This is a genomic window from Rugamonas rivuli (assembly GCF_009380165.1).
GTDB classification, from domain to species: Bacteria; Pseudomonadota; Gammaproteobacteria; order Burkholderiales; family Burkholderiaceae_D; genus Rugamonas; species Rugamonas rivuli.
Window position 1 is genome coordinate 914,225 of the sequence record NZ_WHUF01000003.1, and the last position, 24,359, is coordinate 938,583.

Annotated in this window: 23 protein-coding genes; 10 read left to right on the plus strand and 13 right to left on the minus strand. The window is 64.1% G+C overall.

The genetic code is table 11. The features are described 5' to 3' along the window. Positions 1-22 precede the first annotated feature (22 nt). Positions 23-916: an ABC transporter ATP-binding protein gene (locus GEV01_RS14515; RefSeq protein ID WP_152805371.1), complete on the plus strand. Its 894-nt coding sequence runs from the start codon at positions 23-25 to the stop codon at positions 914-916. Between the two features lie 9 nt (positions 917-925). Next, positions 926-4,507, plus strand: a complete 3,582-nt coding sequence (locus tag GEV01_RS14520) for an ABC transporter permease/M1 family aminopeptidase (RefSeq protein ID WP_152805373.1) — start codon at positions 926-928, stop codon at positions 4,505-4,507. A 99-nt stretch (positions 4,508-4,606) separates the two neighbouring features. On the opposite strand, the gene GEV01_RS14525 is transcribed toward GEV01_RS14520, so the two are convergent. The 4 genes from GEV01_RS14525 to GEV01_RS14540 all read right to left on the minus strand — a co-directional run bounded on the left by GEV01_RS14525 (position 4,607) and on the right by GEV01_RS14540 (position 8,383). Next, entirely contained in the window at positions 4,607-6,148 is a 1,542-nt protein-coding gene (locus tag GEV01_RS14525; protein WP_152805375.1) for a methyl-accepting chemotaxis protein, read from the minus strand. 151 nt (positions 6,149-6,299) lie between these two features. Then, positions 6,300-6,779 carry a hypothetical protein gene (locus GEV01_RS14530; RefSeq protein WP_152805377.1) on the minus strand — a complete coding sequence of 160 codons (480 nt, stop codon included), beginning with the start codon at positions 6,777-6,779 and terminating at the stop codon, positions 6,300-6,302. Positions 6,780-6,871: 92 nt separating this feature from the next. Further along, a complete protein-coding gene (locus GEV01_RS14535; RefSeq protein ID WP_070358103.1) occupies positions 6,872-7,354 on the minus strand; it encodes a hypothetical protein in 483 nt (160 codons plus the stop codon). Positions 7,355-7,459: 105 nt separating this feature from the next. Further along, on the minus strand, positions 7,460-8,383 hold the full coding sequence (locus tag GEV01_RS14540) for a LysR family transcriptional regulator (protein ID WP_152805379.1): 924 nt from the start codon (positions 8,381-8,383) through the stop codon (positions 7,460-7,462). A 74-nt stretch (positions 8,384-8,457) separates the two neighbouring features. On the opposite strand from GEV01_RS14540, the gene GEV01_RS14545 reads away from it, so the two are divergent. The 3 genes from GEV01_RS14545 to GEV01_RS14555 are packed head-to-tail and all read left to right on the plus strand — an operon-like array spanning position 8,458 to position 10,755. Then, positions 8,458-9,483 (plus strand): NADP-dependent oxidoreductase, encoded by a 1,026-nt coding sequence (locus GEV01_RS14545; protein ID WP_152805380.1) that lies wholly within the window; start codon positions 8,458-8,460, stop codon positions 9,481-9,483. Then, positions 9,480-10,151, plus strand: coding sequence for a F0F1 ATP synthase subunit delta (locus GEV01_RS14550; RefSeq protein ID WP_152805382.1), 672 nt, complete (start codon positions 9,480-9,482; stop codon positions 10,149-10,151). Before GEV01_RS14545 ends, GEV01_RS14550 begins: the two co-directional genes overlap by 4 nt. A 1-nt stretch (position 10,152) precedes the next feature. After that, positions 10,153-10,755, plus strand: coding sequence for a hypothetical protein (locus tag GEV01_RS14555; RefSeq protein ID WP_152805384.1), 603 nt, complete (start codon positions 10,153-10,155; stop codon positions 10,753-10,755). A 147-nt stretch (positions 10,756-10,902) separates the two neighbouring features. Here the strand turns inward: GEV01_RS14555 and GEV01_RS14560 are convergent, their stop codons facing one another. From GEV01_RS14560 to GEV01_RS14575, 4 genes are all read right to left on the minus strand, one after another. After that, positions 10,903-13,605: a DNA topoisomerase III gene (locus tag GEV01_RS14560; RefSeq protein WP_152805386.1), complete on the minus strand. Its 2,703-nt coding sequence runs from the start codon at positions 13,603-13,605 to the stop codon at positions 10,903-10,905. Between the two features lie 247 nt (positions 13,606-13,852). Continuing rightward, positions 13,853-14,317, minus strand: a complete 465-nt coding sequence (locus tag GEV01_RS14565; protein ID WP_008445092.1) for a DUF494 family protein — start codon at positions 14,315-14,317, stop codon at positions 13,853-13,855. A gap of 91 nt (positions 14,318-14,408) precedes the next feature. After that, entirely contained in the window at positions 14,409-15,551 is a 1,143-nt protein-coding gene (gene dprA, locus GEV01_RS14570) for a DNA-processing protein DprA (protein ID WP_328595522.1), read from the minus strand. Further along, a complete protein-coding gene (locus GEV01_RS14575; protein ID WP_152805389.1) occupies positions 15,548-16,651 on the minus strand; it encodes a LysM peptidoglycan-binding domain-containing protein in 1,104 nt (367 codons plus the stop codon). The genes dprA and GEV01_RS14575 overlap by 4 nt, the downstream gene beginning before the upstream one ends. Before the next feature lie 245 nt (positions 16,652-16,896). On the opposite strand from GEV01_RS14575, the gene def reads away from it, so the two are divergent. Together def and fmt are read left to right on the plus strand one after the other, a co-directional pair. Next, on the plus strand, positions 16,897-17,439 hold the full coding sequence (def, locus tag GEV01_RS14580) for a peptide deformylase (RefSeq protein ID WP_008445085.1): 543 nt from the start codon (positions 16,897-16,899) through the stop codon (positions 17,437-17,439). Positions 17,440-17,457: 18 nt separating this feature from the next. Next, positions 17,458-18,414 (plus strand): methionyl-tRNA formyltransferase, encoded by a 957-nt coding sequence (fmt, locus tag GEV01_RS14585; protein WP_152805391.1) that lies wholly within the window; start codon positions 17,458-17,460, stop codon positions 18,412-18,414. Between the two features lie 3 nt (positions 18,415-18,417). Here fmt and GEV01_RS14590 read toward each other — a convergent pair whose 3' ends face one another. Beyond that, positions 18,418-19,380, minus strand: coding sequence for a LysR substrate-binding domain-containing protein (locus tag GEV01_RS14590; protein WP_152805394.1), 963 nt, complete (start codon positions 19,378-19,380; stop codon positions 18,418-18,420). Positions 19,381-19,485: 105 nt separating this feature from the next. Here GEV01_RS14590 and GEV01_RS14595 point away from each other — a divergent pair, with 105 nt between their 5' ends. Then, positions 19,486-20,313: a CmcJ/NvfI family oxidoreductase gene (locus GEV01_RS14595; protein WP_152805396.1), complete on the plus strand. Its 828-nt coding sequence runs from the start codon at positions 19,486-19,488 to the stop codon at positions 20,311-20,313. Positions 20,314-20,315: 2 nt separating this feature from the next. Continuing rightward, a complete protein-coding gene (locus tag GEV01_RS14600; RefSeq protein WP_152805399.1) occupies positions 20,316-20,924 on the plus strand; it encodes a 2-hydroxychromene-2-carboxylate isomerase in 609 nt (202 codons plus the stop codon). Here the strand turns inward: GEV01_RS14600 and GEV01_RS14605 are convergent. Next, positions 20,887-21,267: a MerR family transcriptional regulator gene (locus GEV01_RS14605; protein WP_152805402.1), complete on the minus strand. Its 381-nt coding sequence runs from the start codon at positions 21,265-21,267 to the stop codon at positions 20,887-20,889. The two genes, GEV01_RS14600 and GEV01_RS14605, sit on opposite strands and share 38 nt — an antisense overlap. A 101-nt stretch (positions 21,268-21,368) precedes the next feature. On the opposite strand from GEV01_RS14605, the gene GEV01_RS14610 reads away from it, so the two are divergent. Then, entirely contained in the window at positions 21,369-22,007 is a 639-nt protein-coding gene (locus tag GEV01_RS14610) for an NAD(P)H-dependent oxidoreductase (RefSeq protein ID WP_152805405.1), read from the plus strand. Here the strand turns inward: GEV01_RS14610 and GEV01_RS14615 are convergent. The 3 genes from GEV01_RS14615 to GEV01_RS14625 form a co-directional block, all read right to left on the minus strand. Continuing rightward, positions 22,004-22,936, minus strand: a complete 933-nt coding sequence (locus tag GEV01_RS14615; protein ID WP_152805408.1) for a DUF2145 domain-containing protein — start codon at positions 22,934-22,936, stop codon at positions 22,004-22,006. The genes GEV01_RS14610 and GEV01_RS14615 overlap by 4 nt on opposite strands. Next, complete coding sequence (locus GEV01_RS14620; RefSeq protein WP_152805411.1) at positions 22,933-23,391, minus strand: hypothetical protein; 459 nt, start codon at positions 23,389-23,391, stop codon at positions 22,933-22,935. Before GEV01_RS14620 ends, GEV01_RS14615 begins: the two co-directional genes overlap by 4 nt. Before the next feature lie 106 nt (positions 23,392-23,497). Next, a complete protein-coding gene (locus GEV01_RS14625; RefSeq protein ID WP_152805414.1) occupies positions 23,498-24,331 on the minus strand; it encodes a glycosyltransferase in 834 nt (277 codons plus the stop codon). Positions 24,332-24,359: the final 28 nt, after the last annotated feature.

Consider the following 24,359-nt stretch of genomic DNA (forward strand, 5'->3'; position numbering starts at 1 on the left):
GCAGAATCATTCAGGAGTTAGCATGGAATTACGTATCAGCAACTTGTCTAAAACCTACGGCAATGGCGTCGTAGCGCTGGACAATATTTCGCTCACCATCCCGACCGGGATGTTCGGTTTGCTCGGGCCCAACGGCGCCGGCAAGTCGACGCTGATGCGTACGCTGGCCACCTTGCAGGAATGCGATTCCGGTTCCGTCTTCCTGGACGACATCGACGTGCTGGATGAAAAAGACGAAGTGCGCCGCCTGCTGGGCTACCTGCCGCAGGATTTCGGCGTGTATCCGAAAGTGACCGCCTACGAGCTGCTCGACCATTTTGCCGTGCTCAAGGGCCTGTCCAACCGCAACCGCCGGCGCGAAGTGGTCGACGGCCTGCTGCAGCAAACCAATCTGTTCGACGTGCGCAACCAGCGCCTCGGCGGCTTCTCGGGCGGCATGCGCCAGCGCTTCGGCATCGCCCAGGCGCTGCTGGGCGATCCCAAGCTGATCATCGTCGACGAGCCGACGGCCGGCCTCGACCCGCAGGAGCGCGTGCGCTTCCACAACCTGCTGTCCGACATCGGCGAAGACAAGACCGTGATCCTGTCGACCCACATCGTCAGCGACGTCGCCGACCTGTGCGCCAACATGGCCATCATCAACAAGGGCCACCTGCTGCTGTGCGGCCCGACCCAGGAACTGATCCACGAAGTGAGCGACAAGATCTGGGCCCGCTTCATCGACAAGCGCGACCTGCCGTCGTTCCAGCTGCGCCATCCGGTGATCTCGTCGCGCCTGCTGTCCGGCCGCACCCTCATCCACGTCTACAGCGAGAGCGATCCCGGCGACGGCTTCGAAGAAGCCATCGGCGACCTGGAAGACGTCTACTTCGCCACCATCGCCGGCCGCCACGTTGCTGCGGCCACCTGCGATTAAGGCGGTCCCATGTTTTCCATCGCCTATTTTGAAGCGCGCCAGCGCCTCAAGCTGCTGTCCACCTGGGTCTATTTCCTCGGCTTCCTCGCGCTGTCCCTGCTGTGGATGGCCGCCGCCGGCGGCGTCTTCAAGGGCGCTTCCGTCACCTTCGGCACCCAATTTATCGATTCGCCCCGCTCGCTGATGTTCACCACCAGCCTGCTCGGCTCGCTGGGCGTGGTGGTGATGGCGGCCATGATGGGCCGCTCGGTGCAGCAGGATTTCGAATACGACATGCAGCACTTCTTCTTCAGCGCACCGATCAAGAAGCACCAGTACATGTTCGGCCGCTTCCTCGGCGCCTACCTGACGCTGGCCATCATCTTCACCAGCATAGTGCTGGGCACCTGGCTGGGCAGCTACATCCCCGGCATCGATCCCGAGCGGCTGGGCCAGCCCGGCGTGCTGGGCTATGTGATCCCCTACCTGATCGTCATCCTGCCCAACATCTTTATCTTCGGCGCCGTGTTCTTCATCCTGGCCGCGCTGACGCGGCGCATGCTGCCGGTCTACATTTCCAGCGTGGTCATGTTGATCGGCTACATCGTCGCTCCCGGCCTGGCGCGCGACCTCGACTTCAAGACCCTGGCCGCGCTGATCGATCCCTTCGGCACCACCGCCGTGATCCGCGTGACCGAATACTGGCCCATCGTCGAACGCAATACCCGCATGTTCTGGCCGGAAGGCGTGTACCTGCTGAACCGCGTGCTGTGGTGTTCGTTCGCGCTGGCCGGCCTGCTGCTGGGCTACTGGCGCTTCCACTTCATCGCCACCATCGACAGCGGCTCCGGCAGCACCAGCCGCGGCGAAGGCGAAACCCCGCTGCACCTGTCGGCCCAATCGACCAGCACCCAGGAAAAGCCCGACTTCGCGTCGCGCAGCCTGGCCGCGCTGCTGTTCAAGATGAGCTGGCTGAACCTGCGTGAAACCACCAAGAACATCTACTTCCTGGTGATCGTGCTGGCCGGCGTGCTGATGATGTTCGCCAGCGCGCTGGACATGGGCTCGATGTTCGGCACCACCACCTACCCCGTCACCTACCTGGTGCTGGAAGCCGTGTCGGAAACCTTCGCGCTGTTCATGTTCGTCATCACCACCTTCTACGCGGGCGAGCTGGTGTGGCGCGAACGCGAGGCGCGCATGGGGCAGATGCTGGACGCGCTGCCCATCCCGAGCTGGCTGCCGATGCTGGCCAAGCTGTTCGCGCTGATCGGCCTGCAGGCGATGCTGATGGGCGTGGTGATGTTGTGCGGCATGGCGATCCAGATCGTCAAAGGCTATTTCATCCTCGAACCCGGCCTCTACCTCTACCAGTTGTTCCTGATCCAGCTGCCGGGCTATGCGCTGTCGGCGGTGCTGGCGATCGCGCTGCAAGTGCTGATCAACCAGAAATACCTGGCCTACTTCGCGATGATCGTCTACTACCTGGCCAGCCTGACGCTGGGCACGGTCGGCGTCGACGACCCCATGCTCATCTACGGCAACGTGCCGAGCTTCATCTACTCCGCCATGAACGGCTACGGCCACTTCCTGCCGCGCGAGCGCTGGTTCGAAGCCTACTGGGGCGGCGCGGCGCTGCTGCTGGCGGTGCTGTCGCTGCTGTTCTGGGCGCGCGGCACCAACGACGGCTGGCGCCAGCGCCTGCAACTGGCCCGCCACGCGCTGACCGTGCCGGTGCTGACCACGGTCGCGGCCGGCCTGCTGATCTTCGTCGGCGCCGGCAGCGTGCTGTTCTATAACACCCACATCGCACAGTGCTACAAGACGCAGTACCAGAAGGATGGCGAGCGCGCCGACTACGAACGCAAATACAAGAAGTTCTCCGTGGTGCCGCAGCCGCGCATCACCGACGTCAAGCTCGACGTCGCCATCGTGCCGGAGCGGCGCAGCCTGATCGTCAAGGGCCGCTACCTGCTGGAGAACAAGACCGCGCAACCGATCAGCGATGTGCTGGTCTACCAGGACAACACCAGCACCCAGTACAAGGTACGCTTCAGCCAGGATGTGCGGCCGGGCTTCCAGGACGAAGAGCTGGGCTTCTACAGCTACAAGCTGGCCAAGCCGCTGGCGCCGGGCGCGCAGCTGACGATGGACTTCGACGTCGCCTACGTCCCCAAGGGCATCCTGGGCATAGGCCAGGACACGCCGGTGATCGGCAACGGCACCTTCTTCAACAACAGCGTGCTGCCGCACATCGGCTACCAGCAGATGATGGAACTGAACGACGCCCGCGACCGCAAGAAGCACAAGCTGCCGGCGCGCGAGCGCATGCTGCCGCGCGACGACCCGGCCGGCCTGGCCAACAACTTCGCCAGCAGCGACGCCGACTGGCTGACCTTCGACGCCACCGTCAGCACCAGCGCCGACCAGATCGCCATCGCGCCGGGCACGCTGGTCAAGGAATGGAGCAAGCAGGGGCGGCACTACTACCACTACAAGATGGACCAGCCCATCCTCAACTTCTACGCCTTCCAGTCGGCGCGCTACCTGGTCAAGCGCGACTGGTGGCAGGATGTCGGCATCGAGCTGTACTACCATCCCGGCCACGAGTACAACCTGGACCGCATGGACAAGGGCATCAAGGAATCGCTGGACTACTACACGCGCAACTTCGGCCCTTACCAGCACAAGCTGGTGCGCATCGTCGAGTTCCCGCGCTACGCCACGTTCGCGCAATCGTTCCCGACCACGATACCGTATGCGGAATCGATAGGCTTCATCGCCAAGGTCAACGACAAGAATCCGAAGGACATCGACTATCCGTTCTACATCACCGCGCATGAAGTGGCGCACCAGTGGTGGGGCCACCAGCTGGTCGGCGGCAACACGCGCGGCGGCACGGTGCTGAGCGAGACGCTGGCCGAGTATTCGGCGCTGATGGTGATGAAGAAGAATTTCGGCGCGGACAAGATGCGCCGCTTCCTGCACTACGACCTGGACCAGTACCTGGTGGGCCGCGCGCTGGAGCGCAAGAAGGAACTGCCGCTGGCGGAGAATGAAAACCAGAACTACATCCAGTACCGCAAGGGCAGCCTGGCGATGTACCAGTTGCAGGATATCGTCGGCGAGGCCAAGGTCAACGGCGCGCTGAAGGAGATGCTGGCGCAGTATGGCCGCAAGAGCGGGCCCTACCCTAGCGTGACGGTGCTGATCGAAGCGCTGCGCAAGATCACGCCGCCGGAGCAGGCTTACCTGATCGACGACTTGTTCAACCACATCGTGCTGTATGAAAACCATGCGGTGTCGGCCACGGCGCGCAGGCTGGCGGACGGCAAGTATGAAGTGACCTTCGCGGTCAGCGCGGCCAAGGTGCGGGCCGACGACCAGGGTGCGGAGAAGGATACGCCGCTGAAGGACTGGATCGACATCGGCATCGACGACAAGGATGGCAACAGCCTGTACCGCGAGCGCATGCTGGTCGAGCGCAAGGACAATCTGTACACCGTGGTCATCAACGGCCGCCCGGGCCGCGCCGGCATCGACCCGGACAACAAGCTCATCGACCGCAAGCCCGACGACAACATGATCGCCGTCGAGCTGCAAGCGCAGTAACACAGCGGGGGTCAAGTCTGACATTTGGACACGAACTGAACTGTAGCCCGCGCTACGGTTCAGCTCGTGTCCAAATGTCAGACTTGACCCCCGGTTTTTTTAAGCCGCCAGCTTGAAGACGGCGACCACTTCGGTCAGTGCATCGGCCTGGTCGTGCAGCGCTGCTGCTGCAGCGGCGGCTTCCTCCACCAGCGCGGCGTTCTGCTGCGTGACCTGATCCATCTGGCCTATTGCCTGGTTGATCTGCTCGATGCCCGAGCTCTGTTCCATGCTGGCCGTGGTGATCTCGCCCATGATGTCGGTCACGCGCTGGATGCTCTCCACCACTTCGCTCATCGTGTTGCCTGCCTGCGTGACCAGCATGCTGCCGGCATCCACTTTTTCCAGCGAATCATCGATCAGCGTCTTGATTTCCTTGGCCGCCGTCGCGCTGCGCTGCGCCAGGCTGCGCACTTCGGTCGCCACCACCGCGAAACCACGTCCCTGCTCGCCCGCGCGCGCCGCTTCCACCGCCGCGTTCAAGGCCAGGATATTGGTCTGGAACGCAATGCCATCGATCACGCTGATGATGTCGACAATCTTGCGCGCCGAACCGTTGATCGCATCCATGGTCTGCACCACGTCCGACACCACGCCGCCGCCACGCTGCGCCACTTCCGACGCCTTCACCGCCAGCTGATTGGCCTGACGTGCATTGTCCGCGTTCTGCTTCACGGTCGAGGTCAACTCTTCCATCGACGACGCGGTTTCTTCCAGACTGGACGCCTGCTCTTCGGTGCGCGAGGACAGGTCCAGGTTGCCGGCCGCAATCTGGCTCGACGCGCTGGAAATGCTCTCGGTACCGCTGCGCACTTCGGTGACGATGCCGATCAAGCCATCGTTCATGGTGCGCAACGCTTCCAGCAAGCGGCCGGTCTCATCCTTGCTGCTGACCACGATGCGGGTGGTCAAATCCTTGTTGGCCACGGCGACGGCGATGTCCACCGCCTGGCTCAGCGGCACGGTGATGCCGCGCGTCAGACGCCAGGCGCAGACGATGCCCAGCGCCAGCACCGCCAGCCCGAACACGATCATGAACTGGCGGCTGCGCTCGTACAGCGATTCAATCGCCGCCGCGTTATCGTCGATGCTCTTGCGTTGCAATTCCAGCAGGCCGCGCAGCGATTCCAGATAGGCCTTGCCGTCTGGCGTGAAATGCTGGTCCAGCATGGCGGCCGCCTCGTCCAGCCTGCCATCCTTCTTCAGCGCGACGATGGCGTCGCGCGACGCCAGGTAGCGCTTGCGGTTGGCCTTCATATCGTCGAACAGCGCTTTTTCCTTGTCGGTTTCCAGCAGCGGCTCGACCTTCTTTTGCAGGCCGTTGACTTCGGCGGTCGACGCGGCGGTCTCTTCGGAGAAGAACGGCCCCAGCGACGGATCGCTGCTCTTCGAAATCGCCGACGTCCGGCGCACGCTGGTGTGGATCAGGCGATACCAGTCGCTGATCATGCGTTCCTTGGCCAGCGGCTGCTGCATCATGTCGCGGGTGGCTTCGGCCACGGTTTGCATATGGCTGATGCCGATCGCGGTCATCAGCGTCATCAACGCCAATACCAAGCCAAAGCCCGCGGCAAGGCGCGTGCCGATTTTCAAATTTTTCATGATATGTGTGCCCGTTAAGGCAATATTGGAAATAAAGCAGCGTTGCCGCTCAGTGTTGCTACTGTTGGAACTGCGAATCGGGCAGAAGGATGAAAGTTGCCCTAAAGAATCGCCAGTGTACCACGGCAATTAATTTATTGCTGAAGGGTCGTTAAGCCGTGGCCTGCAGGGTGCTGACCAGGCCGGCGTTGTAGGAGTCGGCGATGACGGTGCCGGCCAGGCCGGGGTTGAGCTTCAGCAGGTCCGCCCAGTTGGACGAGGCCTGCGCGGACAGGCCGCTGACCGTCCCCGAGCCGGTGTACACGCCGGAAGCCGACGGTGCCGAGGCCAGGCTCGCAAGCAGCCCCTGGTCCAGCGCGTTCTGCGCAGTGGATGAGGTGTCGGCGTTGCTGCCTTCTACAGGCACGTTGACGGGCTCCGTCACTGTGCCCGCCTGCTGCAGCGTATCGAGCAAGCCCGACGGCGTGTAGACCGCCGCACCGGTCGATCCGCCCAGCGAAGCCACCACCGCCGACTCCGCCGACAGGCTGACGGCGGCCGACGACAAGGCCCCCGCCGTCGCGCTGGATACGACGGGAACATACGGCTGGTAAGCCGGACTTGCGCTGACGGTGTTGAGGGCGACTGTCATGATGATTTCAATATAGTTGCTCACCCAGGCTGGCGCAAGCGTAAAAAAGCCGGGCGGTTTGGAGGCGCCCGGCTTTCTGGAAATTTCAGCGATCAGATCTTGGCGGCGTCATGGTCGCGCTTGACCTTGTCCGCATGACGCTCCACTTTTGCTTCGTGACGCGCCACCTGTTCCACATGCTTGTCGGCAGTGCGGTGGGCGATCACTTTTTCGTCGTGCTTGATGGCCTGCTTTTCCACCTTGATGTTTTGCTGCTCGGCGCGGCGCGCCTGGTCCAGCTGCTGGGCGCCGGCCAGGTCGCCCTTCTTCACATCGGCGTGCTCGGCGCGGGCCAGCGCGTTACGTTCACCGCGTTCCGCTTGCAGCTGCTGCTGGCCTGCAGCCACCTGGGTCTGCTTGGCGGCGATCACCGCGTTGTCGCGCTGGATCTGGCGGGTGTCCTGATGTACTTGTTTGACGTCCTGGCGGATCTGAGCATTGTCCTGATGGACTTGTGCCACTGGATTGGTCTGCGCGAAGGCTGCGGCGCCGATCATGGAAAGCACGCCGGCGATCATCAGGGATTTGGTTTTCATGATGGTGTGTCCTTTTCTAGTGGTTGGCAGATCGCTGTTCATCAGCGTCTTGAGCAATTAACGCGACCGCCCCGGCGGCAGACGACCACAGTTCCGTAAGAAAAGTTACGAGTTGTATCCGGCAAGCGAGGCCGCCAGTTCGCGCTGCCAGGCGCTGGCCTTGGTGTGGTTCCACACCAGCGCCACCTGCTCCACGCATTCGAACGCGCAATCGGTGACGTGGATGCGGCGCAGCTCGGGATCGGCCAGCGCGAAGTCCGGCAGATAGGCCAGCGCCTCGCCGGACTTGACCAGCGACAGCAGCAACTGCAAGTCATCGGTCCAGTAGCGTATCTTGCGCGGCAGCTGGTCGTCGCGCCAGCCGTCGGAGCGGGCGCCGCGCTGCACGCCGCAGAACAGCGAGCGCGACGGACAGGCGAAATCATGCGCCAGCACTTGCCCCGTGTCCGCCTCCAGCAGCGGCGCGATGCTTGCCACCTGCAGCGACTGCACCAGCGGATGCCGCTGCCCCGCCACCAGATGCAAGGTGACGCTGCCCAGCGGCGTCACCTGCCACTCGTCCGACCAATGCTCGCCGCGTCCTTCGATGACGTCGCCGGTGACGATGGCGGCGTTGATATCGCCGCGCAGCAGCGCCGCCAGCGCTTCATCCTCAAACATCGCCTGCATGCGCAGGCTGGCTTCGGGATAAGCGCGCAAGGCCTGCGACAGCATCTGCCCATGCCGCCACAGCAGAATCGCCGGGCCGGCAATGCGGCTGTCGACGGCGGCGCGCTCGCCCATCAGATCGGCCTTGGCCTGGTCGGCCAGCGCCAGCAGGGTCTGGGCGCGCGCCAGCAGCAACTGGCCGCTATCGTTCAGCACCAGCTGCTTGGCGCTGCGGTCGAACAGCGGCTTGCCCAGGCTGTCCTCCAGCCGCTTGAGCGCCTTGGACACTGCCGACGGCGTCAAATGCAGCTCCAGCGCGGCCGCGCCCAGCGAGGGACGGCGGGCGGCGCTGACAAACACGCGCAGGTCGGATAGATTCATGATGTCCCAACAGGATACGAATAGTGAATTTAAGTTGCTTTACCGGATACGAAGAGCATCTTACCATCTGCCTCATGACTACAATCACCCAACAACAATGGATCTACCGCCGCCAGCCGGTCGGCCAGATCACGGCCGAGCACTACGAGCTCGTCGAACAACAACTGTCGACCACGCTCGGCGATGGCGAGGTATTGATCGAAGCGCGCTGGTTCAGCGTCGATCCCTACATGCGCATCGGCCAGTCGACCAAGCCGACCTACGACACCGATCCGCATCCACTGAACACCGTGCAGCAAGGCGCCGTAGTGGCGCAGGTGCTGGCGTCGAACGCGCCCGGCTACGCGGTCGGCGACTGGGTGCAGAGCTACACCGGCTGGCAGACGCATGCGCGCGTCCACGCCAGCGGCCTGAAGCGCATCGACCCGGCGCTGGCGCCGGTGACGACCGCGCTCGGCGTGCTCGGCATGCCGGGCCGCACCGCGTGGTTCGGCCTGACGGAGTCGGGCAAGCCGCACGCGGGCGAAGTGGTGGTGGTGTCCGGCGCGGCCGGCGCGGTGGGCTCGCTGGTGGTGCAGTTCGCCAAGCGCCACGGCGCGCGCGTGCTCGGCATCGCCGGCGGCCCGGCCAAGTGCGACTGGCTGCGCAACACGCTGGACGCCGACTGGGCCATCGACTACAAGGCCTACTCAGACGCCGACACGCTGGGCGCGGAGATCAAGCGGCTGACCGGCGGCGTCGACGTGTATTTCGATAACGTCGGCGGCATGGCGACCGACGCCATCATCCCCATCATCAACCGCCGCGCGCGCATCGTCATCTGCGGCCAGATCAGCCAGTACAGCGGCGGCCTGGAGACGCCGGAACTGGGGCCGCGCCTGCTGCACCACATGCTATACCAGCGCGCCACGATCCAGGGCATGCTGGCGCGCGACTACCTGCACCGCATGGACGAGATGATACGCATCGTCGCGCCGTGGGTGAAGGCGGGCGGGATCGTGTTCGAGGAAACCGTGATCGACGGCTTCGCGCAATTGCCGGCCGCGCTGAACTCGCTGTTCACCGGCGAGCATCGCGGCAAGCTGCTGGTGAAGGCATGAAGTCCGCGCTGCTGCTGAGCCTGGCCCTGATCGCGGGCGGCGCCGGCGCGGCCGACGCCACCTACGGCGAGCACGGCATGGCGCTGTTCGGCGGCCGGCAAGGCCTGTACGCATCGCACTTGCCGATGTTCCATGCGCCGCATGACTATCAGGTGATCCTGCAAGTACACGTGGCCGATCGCGCCACCGACGCGGCGCTGCGCCGCCGTCTCGACGGCAAGACCGCGCTGTGGACCATCGCGCCGGAGAAATTCGAACTGTCGCGCCTGGCGCCAACGAGCCCGGCGCCGCTGCGGCAGTTCAAGGCCGACCTGGTGCAAGGCCATTTCGAGCAAGGCGGCAAGACGCAGTTCGCCGCTTCCACCATCGTGGTCGACAAGGTGCTGATGTTCCGCCAGCTATCGCCAACGCAGAAGACCAGCAACGACGCCAGCTACGTGCAGATTGGCAGCGGCAGTCAGCGCTACCTGATCAAGCAGATCGACAGCCGGCCGGATTTCGACCACATCGTTTCTTACGCGGCGGCCGCTGACGCATCGACTGCCGCCATCACGCTGAACAAGCAGGCGCTGCAGCAACCGCAGGCGGCGGCGCTGGCCGCAGCGCTGCACGTGCCCGCCAGTGCGATTCGTGGTACGGTCTACTTTTACACCGACGATTTGAAGTGACATGGTTCCAGCGGAATACGAAGGCTTGTGGCGCCGTAGCGGCATCTGGCGCAGCAACGGCAGCAGCGACCTGACCACGCAGGTGTGGTGGTTCCAGGCGGCGCGCTATCACATCGACTTGCGCATCCCCGTCGACCGCGTCGGCATCAACGGCTTCGCCGGCGAGACGGTGGTGGAAGGCACGCGCTGCACCTGGCATCCCGCCATCGCCTACCCCGCCCTCAGCGGCGAGCTCGACGCCGGCTGGATGCGCTTCGACGACGCCGACCACGTCCACGAGACGGGCCTGGACAACAGCTACGACGAAGACTGGTACCGCGAACCCAGCGGCCCCATGCACGGCGTCCGTCTTGCCGCAACGCAGAGCGACCAGCTAGGCTATCTGCTGATCAGCGATGAGTGGATGGCCTGGGCCTGCGGCAGCCCGAGCGGCGCGTGCGACATCACCGTCTATCGCCGCGAGCGCCAGCAATGGACCGCCATCGCCAGCAACCTGCCCGCGCCAACGCACGCGGTCACGCTCGGCAAGGAACAAGTGCTGCAATGGCAGGCCGGTGATCTGGTCGAGGTAGCGATACAGCCAGGTACAACCTGGCGCGTCTAACGCCAACCGAGGGTCTAGTCTGACATTTGGACACGAGCTCGGCCACAAACGGCAAACTACGGCTCTGGCCGTGTCCGAATGTCAGACTTGACCCCAGCATGAAAAACGGGACCTTCGAGGTCCCGTTTTTATTGGCGCTACTGAAAATTACTCAGCGGTCGCGGCGGCCTTTTTAGGGGCTGCTTTTTTGGCAGGCGCTTTTTTGGCCGCCGGCTTTTTGGCTGCCGCCGCCTTGGCCGGAGCCTTGGCTGCTGCTGCCTTCTTGGCCGGCGCTTTCTTGGCTGGCGCCGCGCCTTCCGCAGCTTCCGCGCCCTCGTCCGCTACGGCGGCCGCCTTGCCTTTGGCGCCCGACTTGTCAGTCGGGCCCTTGGCCTTACGTTCCTCGAACTCGAAGCTGATCTTGCCGTCCTTGCCCTTGGTCAGGAAGGCCTTGAACGGACGGCGCGTGCGCTGCGAAACAAAGCCTGGCAGCAGATCGGTCTTGCCTTCGTTGATCAGCTTGGCCATCTGCTCAGGCAAGATCTCCTGCTGCAGAATGATGCGGCCGCTGCGGAAGTCGCAAGTCTTCGGCTTGGCGACGCTGTTTTCGCAAACATACGCCAAGCCCATCTCGTACACGCCACCGGCACACTTCGGGCACGGACCCAAAGCGGTCTGGCCGGTGAAGTCGACCGGTTCCGCATCTTCCGAATCGTCGTTCTGGCCGAAGTCGAACTCCAACTTGAAGTTCTTGATCTCTTCGTCGCGCACGATGCGCAGGATGGCGGCGAACGGACGGCCCATCTTCGAACGGAAACCTTGCAGCGGGCCGATGGTGCGATCCTTCAGCAACTGCTCGACTTCCTCGATTTCAAACTGGCGGCTGCCCGGCGTTTTGCTCATCGAGAATTCGCACTTGGTGCAGGCGAAGCGGCGATAGTTTTCCTTGACCACGCTGCCGCAGTTCGGGCACGGCGTGTGCAGGGTGTGGTAATCACCCGGGATCGTATCGTTGTCGTATTCCTTGGCGCGCTTGACGATGACCTGCGTCATCTGGGCGATTTCACGCATGAACTCGTCACGCGAAATCTTGCCCTTCTCCATTTGCGACAGCTTGTATTCCCATTCGCCGGTCAGTTCCGGCGCGGTCAGTTCGTTCACGCCCAGGCCGCGCAGCAGCGTCATCAGCTGGAACGCTTTCGCGGTCGGCATCAGTTCGCGGCCTTCGCGCAGCAGGTAGCGTTCGGTCAACAGACCCTCGATGGTGGCGGCTCGCGTCGCCGGCGTGCCCAGGCCCTTGCCGGCCATCGCATCGCGCAGTTCGTCGTCCTCGACCAGCTTGCCCGCGCCTTCCATGGCCGACAGCAGCGTCGCCTCGGTGTAGCGCGCAGGCGGCTTCGTCACCAGGCCGTTGGCGTTGACCGTGTCGGTCAGCACCTTCTCGCCCTTGGCGACCGGTACCAGGTTGCCGTTGGCGTTGCCTTCCTTGTCGTCGTCCGACGAGGCTTCCTTGCCGTAGATCGCCAGCCAGCCCGGGTTGGTCATGACCTTGCCTTCAGTCTTGAACTGATGGCCGGCCACTTCGGTGTAACGGGTCGTGACCTGGAATTCCGCAGGCGGGAAGAACACGGCCATGAAGCGGCGCGTGACCAGGTCGTACAGCTTCTGCTCAGGCTCGGACAGGTTCTTCGGCGCGATGGTGGTCGGAATGATCGCGAAGTGATCCGAGATCTTGGTGTTGTCGAAGATGCGCTTGTTCGGCTTGACCCACTTCTTGTCCAGGATCTGCTTGGCGAACTGGTGGTAGTTCGGGTTTTCCTTGACCACTTCCAGCGCCTGCATCACGGTCGGAATGTAATCTTCCGGCAGGTGGCGCGAATCGGTACGCGGGTAAGTCAGCACCTTGTGCTTTTCATACAGCGCCTGGGCCAGGCCCAGCGTGTTCTTGGCGGAGAAGCCGAAGCGCGAGTTGGCTTCGCGCTGCAAGCTGGTCAGGTCGAACAGCGCGGGCGCCATCGACGTGGTCGGCTTGGCTTCCTCGGTGACGGCGCCCTGCTTGCCGCGCACGGCCAGCGCGATAGAGTCGGCCGCGGCCTTGCTCCACAGGCGCTCGGCACGCTTCTCCGGATCGGTCTCGTCCTTCTTGAACTTGGTGTCCAGCCAGCGGCCTTCGTAGACGCCGGCGGCGCACACGAACTCGGCGCGCACTTCCCAGAAGTCGCGCGAGACGAATTTCTTGATCTTCTCTTCGCGCTCGACCACGATCGACAGGGTCGGCGTCTGCACGCGGCCCACGGTGGTCAGGTAGAAACCGCCCTCTTTCGAGTTGAACGCGGTCATCGCGCGGGTGCCGTTGATGCCGATCAGCCAGTCGGCTTCCGAGCGGCAGCGGGCGGCGTCGGCCAGCGGCATCATGTCTTCGTCGGTGCGCAGCTGGGTGAAGCCTTCGCGGATCGCACCCGGCGTCATCGATTGCAGCCACAGACGCTTGACCGGTTGCTTGGCCTTGGCGTTCTGCGCGATCAAACGGAAAATCAGTTCCCCTTCGCGGCCCGCGTCACATGCGTTGATGAGGGTGGTGACGTCTTTACGCTTGATCAGCTTGTTGAGCACCTTGAGGCGGGCCTCGGTCTTGGCGATCGGGTTCAGCGCGAAGTACGGCGGAATCATCGGCAGGTGGGCGAAGCTCCACTTGCCGCGCTTGACGTCGTGTTCTTCCGGTACGGCAATTTCCAGCAGGTGGCCGACGGCGGAGGACAGCACGTACTCGTCGGATTCAAAGTACTCATCGTGCTTGGTAAAGCCGCCAAGCGTCTTCGCGATGTCGTTCGCGACAGAAGGCTTCTCGGCGATGATGAGGGTTTTGGTCATATTTTGTATCTCGTTTTTTAACACTTTGGATGGGTGCAGCATGCGCATCATACATGGATCGCGCCGCAGTCTGCACTTTTGCGATGCGGATGGCAAGGCCGAGGCGTCACAGTCTTGTCAAAGCGCCAATGATAAGCGCGTTGCCGACCAGACTGCAAGCAAACAGCACAATACAGCGTATCACGCCGTCGAATGTTGCTTAAATAAATGCTCGAAGGGAAATACAGGCCGCAGCGGCGTGTATATATTAGTGCAGCAGGCGTGGCGCCTGGTCTTCGTCCGAGCCGAACAGGTCGTCGAACATCAGCGCGTCCGGCTCCTTGCCTTGGCTCCAGAGCAACATCAGGACGATGACCTTGAGCTTGCCCAGCGATACCGGCGCCTCTTCCAGCGCCAGCGCGCGCTCGATGACGATTTCGCGCTGCAACGGCGACAGCACCTTGGCCGACTCCAGGAACTGGATGAAGCCGATCGCGCCCGGCCCCAGCACATCCTGCTCTTCTTCGACGTAGAAACGCGTGCCGGTCGAGGACGCGGTCAGCGTATGTTCCACCCCGGCCATGGCAGTCAGGTCGGTCAACCACACCAGGGCCTCGGAAATCTCGACATCGTCAAAACCGACGGCCGACAGTTTCTTGGCCAAGGCCGCCGGTTCAGGGCAGGCATCGGGACGATAGTAAGTCTCGTAGAGGTAAACAAGGATGTCGAACATGGCTCTACTCTATCAGTTAAAACAGATCGCGCACAAGTGCCGCACAGATCGCCTGTTTTTCAGGCAATTTCATGCCGCTTAAGCCCGCAAACTAAGCCCGCAAACGCTGGAACATGCCCCCAGGCAAACGTTCGACCAGGCCGGCCAGTTCCAGCGCCAGCAGCTGGCCTTGCAGGTCGGCGGCGGACTGCTGCAACCGCAGCGCCAGCAAGTCCGCCCCGGCCGGATCCTCACCCAGCGCCTCCAGCACGCGGTCGACAAAGCTGTCGTCCGGCGACGGCCGGCCGCCGGGGGCATCGGGTGACAACAGTTCCAGGTCGGTCAGGATATCGGCGGCGGTTTCCACCAGCTTGGCGCCCTCGCGTATCAGCGTGTGGCAGCCCTTGGCCAGCGTGGCGTGGATGGAGCCGGGCACCGCGTACAGCTCCCTGCCCTGCGCCGCCGCCAGCCGCGCCGTGATCAGCGAACCGGACTGGGCAGCCGCCTCCACCACCAGCACCCCGCGCGCCAGGCCGCTGATGACGCGGTTGCGGCGCGGGAAGTTGTCGCGCAGCGGCGGCGTCCCCAGCGCGTACTCGCTGACGATGCAGCCCTCCTCGGCGATGCGCCGGGCCAGTTGCTTGTTGCGGGCCGGGTAGATCCGATCCGGCCCTGTGCCGATGACGGCGATGGTGCTGCCCGGCCCGTTCAAGCCGCCCGCGTGCGCCGCCGCGTCGATGCCCAGCGCCAGGCCGGAAACGATGGTCAGCCCCGCCTCCGACAGCGCCTGCGCCATGCGGTCGGCGTTCAGCATGCCCTGGGCGCTGGCGTTGCGCGAGCCCACCACGGCCAGCGACGGCCGCGCCAGCAACTCGGTCCTGCCCTTGAGATAGAGCAGCAAGGGCGCGGCGGCGATGTTGCGCAATGCTTCGGGATAGGCGGGATCGTCGTGGCTCAGCAGGAAATTGCCGGGCTGCTGCTGCCAGGCCAGCGTGGCGTCGACCAGGGCCGCCAGCGCATCCGGCGGCGGCTGCAACAGCGCGTCGGCCTGGCCGGGCTTGACCTCGCGCAGCAGCGCCGCGCGGTCGGCGTCGAACACCGCCTCGGGCGTGCGGAAGCGGAGCAGCAGCCGGTGCGCCGTCATCAGGCCGACGCCGTCGGTCATCTGCAAGCGCAGCCAGCCGGCCAGCGCGGCGGCGCTGACTGGCTGGAATGGAACGTTGGGGGTATCCGTGGCTTGCACGGCGCGGGTCACTCCGGCGACTTGGCGACGTCGCCCACTTCCACCGGCGCCGACACCTGCATGATCAAGCCGTAGGAAATATGCTTAAACACGCGGAAGATAAACAAGCTGCCCACTTCCTCGTCCGGCAGCTTGACCTGCTGTTCGCGCATGCCCAGCCAGCTTTTTGCCGCCGTGCCGTCGCTGACAGTCTTCCCCGCATGGTACAACTGGAGCACGGAGCCGATGTCGAGTCCATCAAGCTTTCCGCGATTAATGCTGACTACCTGGTTCTGCCCGGCGTGCGTGACGCCGCCGTAGATGGCCACCACCCGCGCGCCCACCTTTTGCTCGGGCGGATGCGGCACATAGTTCTGCATCGGCATCGGCGGTATCGCGCGCAGCTGGTCGCCCTTGCCCATCTCCTCCTTGGCGCTGGCCACCACGAAGGTGTGGACATCGCTGCCGCTGCCGGGCTGGGCCTCGGCCTGCAGTTTCAGCGTGCCCAGGTAAAACGCCTCGTAGCCGATGACGGCCTTGGTGACGGGATCTTTCAGCGGGCTGCCGGGGCGGAACACCTGGAACGAGGTGCCGCCCTTGAGGTCGCCGCGCACATAGGCCTTGTCGTCCTTGCCGAGGAATACGTGGCCGTCCTGCGTGGCCACCACGCGCGGGGCGCCGGCCAGTTCGTCGTTTTCGATAATCAGCGGCTGGGTCAGGAAGGGTTCGATCACGCCGGCCGGGATCGACATCACGGCGTCCTTGCCCAGACCCTCGGTGCGCAGTTGCGGCTTCAGGCGCAGGTTGCCGGCGCTGCCGTCGCCGCTGGCCTCGATCTTGTTGCCCAGGCGCAGACGGCCGGCGGCGCGGTCGAACCAGATGATCTGGCCCGGATAAATCCAGTGCGGATTGGCGATTTCCTCGCGGTTCATGCCCCAGACCGTGGGCCAGCACCACGGGCGTTCGAGGAATTTACCGGAGATATCCCACAGCGTATCGCCCTTGACCACCAGATGCTGGTCCGGCGCATCGGCACGGAATTCACATTTCAGCGGAGCCGCGGAGGCCGCCGTCCAGCCCGAAAAAAGAGCCGCCAATACTAAGCGGGTGCCGACTGTGCTAAAATTTTTCATTAGTAGATCCAGTAATTGCGCCGTAAATTGCGCAGGCACACCATAGCAAGAGGCGCCCTATCAATGGAAAAGGCTTGCTAAATTGAATCAAATTCTGCCCATAAAACCCTGAACTAGCAAGCGAAACCGCGCAACGGAAGCCCGCGCGGTTGTTGCATTTTTGATCGGGAAAATGACGGCGGCGGCGTAGTCTGCGCGGCCGCGTTATCAAGGCATTCACTTAGTTATCAACACAGTTACAGCATATGGCCATCTTAAATATTTTGCGTTACCCCGATCCGCGTCTGCATAAAGTCGCCACGCCAGTCACCGTCTTCGACGCCAAGCTGGAAAAGCTGGTCGCCGACATGGCCGAGACCATGTACGACGCGCCGGGCATCGGCCTGGCCGCGTCGCAGGTCGACGTGCACGAGCAACTGGTCGTGATCGACATCTCCGAAACCAAGGACGCGCTGGTCGCCTACATCAATCCGGAAATCATCTGGGCCAGCGAAGAGAAGCAGGTCTACGATGAAGGCTGCCTGTCGGTGCCGGGCATCTACGACGGCGTCGAACGCCACGCCCAGATCAAGGTGCGCGCGCTGGACGTCAAGGGCCAGCCTTTCGAAGTGGAAGCCGACGGCCTGCTGGCAGTCTGCATCCAGCACGAAATGGATCACCTGCTGGGCAAGGTCTTCGTCGAATACCTGTCGCCGCTGAAGCGCAACCGTATCAAGGCCAAGCTGGTCAAGGAAGAACGCGGCATGGCCCGTGAAGCCCAGCTGCGCGCCGCAGGTCGTCGTTTCTAAGCCGCACAGGGAACCCGCATGAAAGTCATCTTCGCCGGCACGCCGGAATTTGCCGCCGTGGCGCTGCAAGCCTTGCACGAGGCGGGCTTCGAGATCCCGCTGGTGCTGACCCAGCCGGACCGTCCGGCCGGACGCGGCATGCATCTGCAGCCGTCGGCCGTCAAGCAGTACGCGCTGACGCAGGGCATCGAGGTGCTGCAGCCGCTGTCGCTGCGCACCGACAGCAAAGACCCGGTACGCGCCGAGCAGGCGAAGGAAGCGCATGCGCGTTTGCTGTCCACGCCATATGACGTGATGGTGGTGGCGGCCTATGGCCTGATCCTGCCGCGCGCCACGCTGGACATCAAGCCCTGCCTGAACATCCACGGTTCGCTGCTGCCGCGCTGGCGCGGCGCCGCGCCGATTCACCGCGCAATCGAGGCCGGCGACACCGAGACCGGCATCACCATCATGGAGATGGAAGAAGGCCTGGACACCGGCCCGATGCTGCTGATCGAACGCATCGCCATCGGCGAGCAGGACACCACCGGCATCGTGCACGACAAGCTGGCCGCATTGGGCGGCAAGATGATCGTCGAAGCGCTGCGCAAGATGCAGCACGGCCAGCTGGAAGCCGTGGTGCAGCCGGAAGCGGGCGTCAACTACGCCGCCAAAATCAGCAAGGAAGAAGCGGCGCTGGACTTCACGCAATCGGCGGTGGAGATCGGCCGCAAAATCCGCGCCTTCAATCCCTTCCCCGGCGCGCATGCGGCGGTCAACGGCGTCAACGTCAAGCTGTGGGGCGCCGAAGTGCTGGAAGCCGACAGCAAAGGGCCGGCAGGCCGCGTGCTGGCAGCCGATGCGCAGCATGGCATCGTGGTCGCCTGCGGCAGCGGTTCGCTGCGTTTGACGGAACTGCAAAAGCCAGGCGGCAAGCGCCTGCCGGCTGCGGAATTCATCAAAGGATTCCCGCTCGAAGGCCAGAGTTTCGCCTGATCCTCAGCCCGCCGCCGTGCGCGCCTTGCGCCGCGCGGCACGGCGCGCATTCGGCGCACCGCCGCTGTGCGCCGCTTCTTCACATATCCAATCACGAACGACTGCTGCATCGGCGCTAAGCGCGCTGCGCGCAATCAGCCAGTATGCATAATCGCTGGCTGTCGCTGGCAGCGCGCTGGCCAGCGCCAGCCGGCCCTGCTCCAGCAAGGGCCGCACCAGTTCCAGCCGGCCCAGCGCCACGCCCTGCCCCGCAAGTGCCGCCTGCACCACCTGATCGTATTGATTGAAACTCAGCACACCCTTCGGCTTTGCGCGCCCCGCACCGGCGCCACGCAACCACGCCGGCCATTGCAGCCAGGGGCGCGACACGTCGTCGAACTCCAGCAGCACCTGCCGCTTGCGCTGCGCCGGATCTTCTATCGCATCCACCGCCAATGATGGATGGGCCACCGGCACCAGCGCCTCGCCGAACAAGCGCAGCGCGCCTTCGGGCGCATCCTGCGGGCGGCAATAGCGCAGCGACAGGTCCACCTGCTCGCGTTCCAGGTCGACGAAGCGGTTGCTGGCCGCCACGCGCACATCGATCTTTGGGGCAGCCTGCTGGAAGGCGTTCAGGCGCGGCAGGATCCACAAGGCCGTCACGCCGATACTGGCGCTGATCGTTACCGCCTGGCGCGCATGGCCACGCTCTGGCCGCAGACTGGCGACCACTTCGCCGAGCTGCTCCAGCATCGCATCGGCATGGCGGAACAGCCGCCGCCCCTCCGGCGTGAACTCGATGGAGCGGTACCCGCGCACCAGCACGCGATAGCCAAGCGTCGCCTCCAGCGCCTGCACCTGGCGGCTGAGCGCCGATTGCGTCACACACATGTCCTGCGCGGCGAGCGTGATACTCATGCGCCTGCCGACTGCGACCAGGCTGCGCAGCAGGTCCAGAGGAGGAAGATCCAGAAGTCGATTAGCCATTCCGTCAATGTATCACGCATGCGAATTGGGAATGCGAAACCGCCGGAGATATCGTTTGAGCGCGGCGTGACGATCGGGTTCAATGGAGCTTTCAGGGAGGAAGCGATGACACACACCACCACCGCCGCGCTGGAGTATCTGCGCCCGACGCCGGAGCGGCCCCACACCTATATGTATCCGCCGCCCGACGGCCAGCCATGGGAGAACGCCAGCTACCACCGCGTGCCGGTGACGATACGCGACGCCCGCGCCGACACAGCCGGGCCGCTGTCGCTGGACCGCGAAGGCTATCTGCTGCGCCACGCCCCCAGCACCGTGCGTGACTTCACCGACAAGGAAGAAGTCATCCGACGCTACTACCCCGAAGTAGCCGAACTGGCCCTGGCGCTGACCGGCGCCAGCGAGGCCTTCGTGTTCGACCACCTGCTGCGCAAGCGTATGCCGGGTACGCCGCAAGCCTTCGGCCGCATCGAAGGCCAGCGCCCCGGCGCGGCAGGCCGCGTGCATTGCGACTTCACGCCCGCATCGGCGCGACGGCGGCTGGAACTGGAACTGCGCGGAGACACCGAGCACGTACAACGCTACAGCATCATCAACCTGTGGCGCTCGATCCGCCACCCGGTACTCGACGCGCCGCTGGCCGTGTGCGACGCCCGCAGTGCAACGCCCGCCGACCTGGTGGCCAGCGATATTTTTTATCCCGAGCGGAACGGCGAAATCTACCAGGCAGTGCACAATAGCGACCATGCATGGTCCTACTTCCCGGCGATGACGCGCGACGAGGTGCTGGTGTTCAAGCAGTTCGATTCCGCGCCAGGCCCGCTGGCCCGCTACACGCCGCACGCCGCCTTTGAACATCCGGACGCACCGGTCGACGCGCCGCCGAGGGAAAGCATCGAGATCCGCTGCCTGTTGATCTACAAGGGGAGATGAAAATGAAAGTGGAATTCTGGTTCGACTTCGCCAGCAACTACAGCTACCTGAGCGTGATGCGCCTGCGCCAGCTGGGACAAACGGATGTGGCGTGGCGCCCCTTCCTGCTCGGCCCCATCTTCAAGGACGCCGGCTGGAACAACTCACCCTTCGTCCTGCAGAAGGACAAAGGCGCCTACGTGTGGCAGGACATGCCGCGCCAGTGCGCCAAGTACGGCCTGCCGTGGCGGCAGCCGTCCACCTTCCCGCGCAACTCGCTGCTGGCCGCGCGCATCGGCATCCTGTGCGAGGAACAGCCGTGGATGCTGGACTTCTGCGAACGCACCATGCTGGCCAACTTCGCCGACGACCGCGATATCGGCAGCGAACAATGCATGTCGGAGATCTTGTCCGCGCTGGGGCAGGATGCAGAAGCCATCCTGCGCGCCGCACAGGCGGACGACAACAAGGCCAGGCTGCGCGCACGCACCGAACAGGCCAAGGCCCATCGCATCTTCGGCGCCCCCACCTTCCTGGTCGGCGACGCCATGTTCTGGGGGAACGACCGGCTCGACGACGCGCTGGCGATGGCGCTCAGTTCACAGCAAGATTCTCGCAAAACGGCCGGCTGACACTCTCGTCGCGCAGTATGGCACGCAGCGCCAGCAACTCCCGGTGCTGGCGTGCCAGCGCCTCCTGCTGCTCCTCGACTTCAAGCAGGCGGGTTTCGGTACGCTCCAGGATCTCCTTTTTCAGGCATTGGCCGTTTTCGCCAAACATGCCCTTGATGACATCGAGCGAAAACCCCAACCGCTTCGACACCTGGATCACATGCAGCCGCTCCATCGCATAGTTGGAGTACTCGCGATAGCCCGCAGCCGTGCGCGAAATGGGTGCCAGCAGGCCCTGCTCCTCATAAAACCGTATAGCCGATGGGGTCAACCCCGATTTCCGGGCGAGTTCACCTATTTTCATTTTCTGCCTTGACTCTCAAGTTGACTTGAAACTTATTATAGAGCGGTACCCTGGAGCTTGCTGACCGGGGGCGCATAACGATTTTTCACTGGAGCTCACCCATGACCGAAGTAATTGACAAACTAAACTGGCGCTACGCCACCAAGAAGTTCGACGCCGCCAAGAAGGTGGACGACGCAAAACTGGAACGCATCCTGGAAGCGATCCGCCTGGCGCCGACCTCCAGCGGCCTGCAGCCGTTCGAAGTCTTCGTCGTCAACAATCCCGAGCTGCGCGCCAAGATCCAGGCCGTCGGCTGGAACCAGGCACAAATCACGGAAAGCTCGCACCTGCTGGTGTTCGCGGCGTGGGACAACATCACCGAAGCACGCGTCAACATGATGTTCGACCTGACCAACGAGCAGCGCGGCTTCATCAACGAAGGCTGGGAAGCCTATCGCCAGAAGCTGCTGGGCATCGTGGCCGCTCGCGGCGAAAAGGCTAACTTCGACGCCGCCGCACGCCAGGCCTACATCGCGCTGGGCGTGGCGATGGTGGCAGCCGCCTTCGAAGGCGTCGACGCCACGCCGATGGAAGGCTTCGACCCGGCCGCCGTCGACGAGATCCTGTCGCTGAAAGAGCGCAACCTGCGCAGCGTGGTGATCCTGCCGATCGGCTATCGCCAGCCTGAAGGCGACTGGCTGGTCAACCTGAAGAAGGTGCGCCGCTCGCGTGAGAATCTGATCACCGAACTCGCTTAATCGCGCAGCGACACCACACGGTCGCCCTCGCCCGGCTTGCAGCCTGCGGCGATGGGCGTCCAGCCGCGATGGATGACAATGCGCTCATCATCGTGGCACATCTCCACGCGTGCACTGGCCGGATAGCGCTGCTGCACAAACGCCTCCACCGTTGACGGAAGACTGATACGCAGCTGCATGGCCGAGCGGTCTTCGTCCGGATGGTCGTCCAGATGCAGCAAGGGCACGAAGTGCGAGGCCAGCATCAGCCAGCGCGAGCCTACCTGCACCGGTTGCGGCGCGTAGTGCGCGTCGCGCAGCCAGGCCTGGGCGCGTGCGCGCAGGTCGTCGCCGTCGGGCAGCTCGCCCCAACCTGCGGCCAGCATCTCCATCACCCATTGATTGCAATTCTGGTAGCGCACGCTGAACGCGTAGGCGCTGGCGCTGTATTGGGACGCCAGCAGATGCTGCACGCGCGGCCCGTCCAGCAATGCCGGGCGTAGCGCGGCAATCGCCTCCGCCGGCAGGCGCACCACCGAGACATAGCCCATGGCCGGATCGTCGGTGCCGAGCGCAAAACCGGCCAGGCCCTGGTCGAAGATGCGGGGCCGGCTTTCATCGCAGGCATAGTACAGCTGGCGCGCGGACCAGGCGCCGGTCTCCGAGCGCCACGCCAGCGCCGCGTGCGAGTAGCGGATATCGAAGCGCGACAAGTCCAGCCCCGAACGGCTGACCAGCGCCACGCCGTCGTCGACGTCCGCCAGTTCCTCGCGCAGCACGGCGGCAAAGCGCAGCAGGCGATCCTGCTCGGCGGCGGTCAGCGGTTGGCCGCGGTCGCAGAAGCGCGAGGCGCCGGAGGAGCCGGCCACGCTGCCTGCCTGCGCCGCCCCCGACGACGCCAGCGCCGCGCAGGCCAGCGCGGCCAGCGCCAGCGCGCGGTGTGGCGTCAAAGGCTGACGGGGCGCGAAGCCAGCTCGCCGTACCACTCGTCGGCCAGCACCAGGTAGAACGGCTGATGCTTGTCGCTGCGGCCGAACTCGATGCCGTAGGCGCGGTTCTGCGCATACAACGCATCGCCGACGGCGAGCTGCTGCTTGTCGAAGGTGATCTGCGGCAGATCGAGCACGATGCGCTGCTGCGGATCGTTGGCTTGCATGGTGATGCGGGTGCGGTCGGCGCGGTCCGGGGTGGCGGCGATCTGGATGATGCGGTACTCGCCGTCGGCGACCTTGCGCTTGTCGCCGCCGGAGCTGTTGCTCGAACCGTTGAGCGAATCCGAGATACTGCCGCTGGACGCCGAACCAGCGCTGGAGGCGGAGGAAACGAAACTGTCCGCGTGCGCCGCCAGCGAACCGGCCAGTGCGCCAGCCACAAAGACCATGCGGCAAGAGGAGGAGATAGACATTGGAAATTCCTTAATTTTTTCAATCAAGGAAGTATAGGATCTTTCCGCCTGCAAAACATCAGAGAGCCGGTGTAGATTACACAATGTTTCACTTCAGCGGCAGACTTCACACAGCCTGGGCGAAATCCGTGCGGATCTGCGACTCGCGTGGCAGCACCAGGCGGCCGTGGCGCACCTGGCGGTTCCAGTCGTGGTTGGCGCGTTCCTTGTCGGCGCAGTAGTAGCTGCGCTCATGGTCCAGATGCAGGCTGACCAGCGTATGCCGCGCACGCACGCCACGCACGCCGATGTGGTTCAGCCGCAGCCCCATATTGAGATCGCCGCCGCCGTAAGCCATCTGCTCGTCGAAACCGCCCACCGCCAGCACATCGTCACGCCAGGCGCAGCTGTTGGAGCCGCTGAAGGCGTTGCGCTGCGTGAGCAGGTCCAGCGCCCGCGCCAGCCAGCGGTTACGCGTGAGCCGGTTGGCGCTCTTGCAAAAGCCCGGGATCGCACTCAGGTAGCCATAGTCGAACAAACTCTGGTCGCGCACCGCCTCCAGCAGGTCGTGCCGCAGGTGATAGGCCTCGGGGATGCTGACATGGCTGCCGCCCGACAGAAAAATCCCCCGCCGCATCAGCCGCACATAGTTGGCCACATAATCGTCGCGCGGGACGCAGTCGCCGTCGGTGAACAGCAGCAGGTCGCCGCTGGCCGCCAGCACGGCGCGGTTGAGCGCACGGTATTTGCCGAAGCCGCGCTGCTCCTGGTTCTGGTACAGCAGCGGAATCGTCCAGCCGCGCCGCCGCACCGCCTCCAGCGCGGCGCCGATCGCCGGGTCGCGGCCATCCTGCGCGATGATGATCTGATCGGGCTTGCGGGTCTGCATGGCGTAGCCGGTCAGCACGCATTCGAGCTCGCGGCCCTTGCGGTGCGCCGAAATGATGACGGTGATTTTCATTGTGGCGCCTGGAGAATAAGGAAAGCTT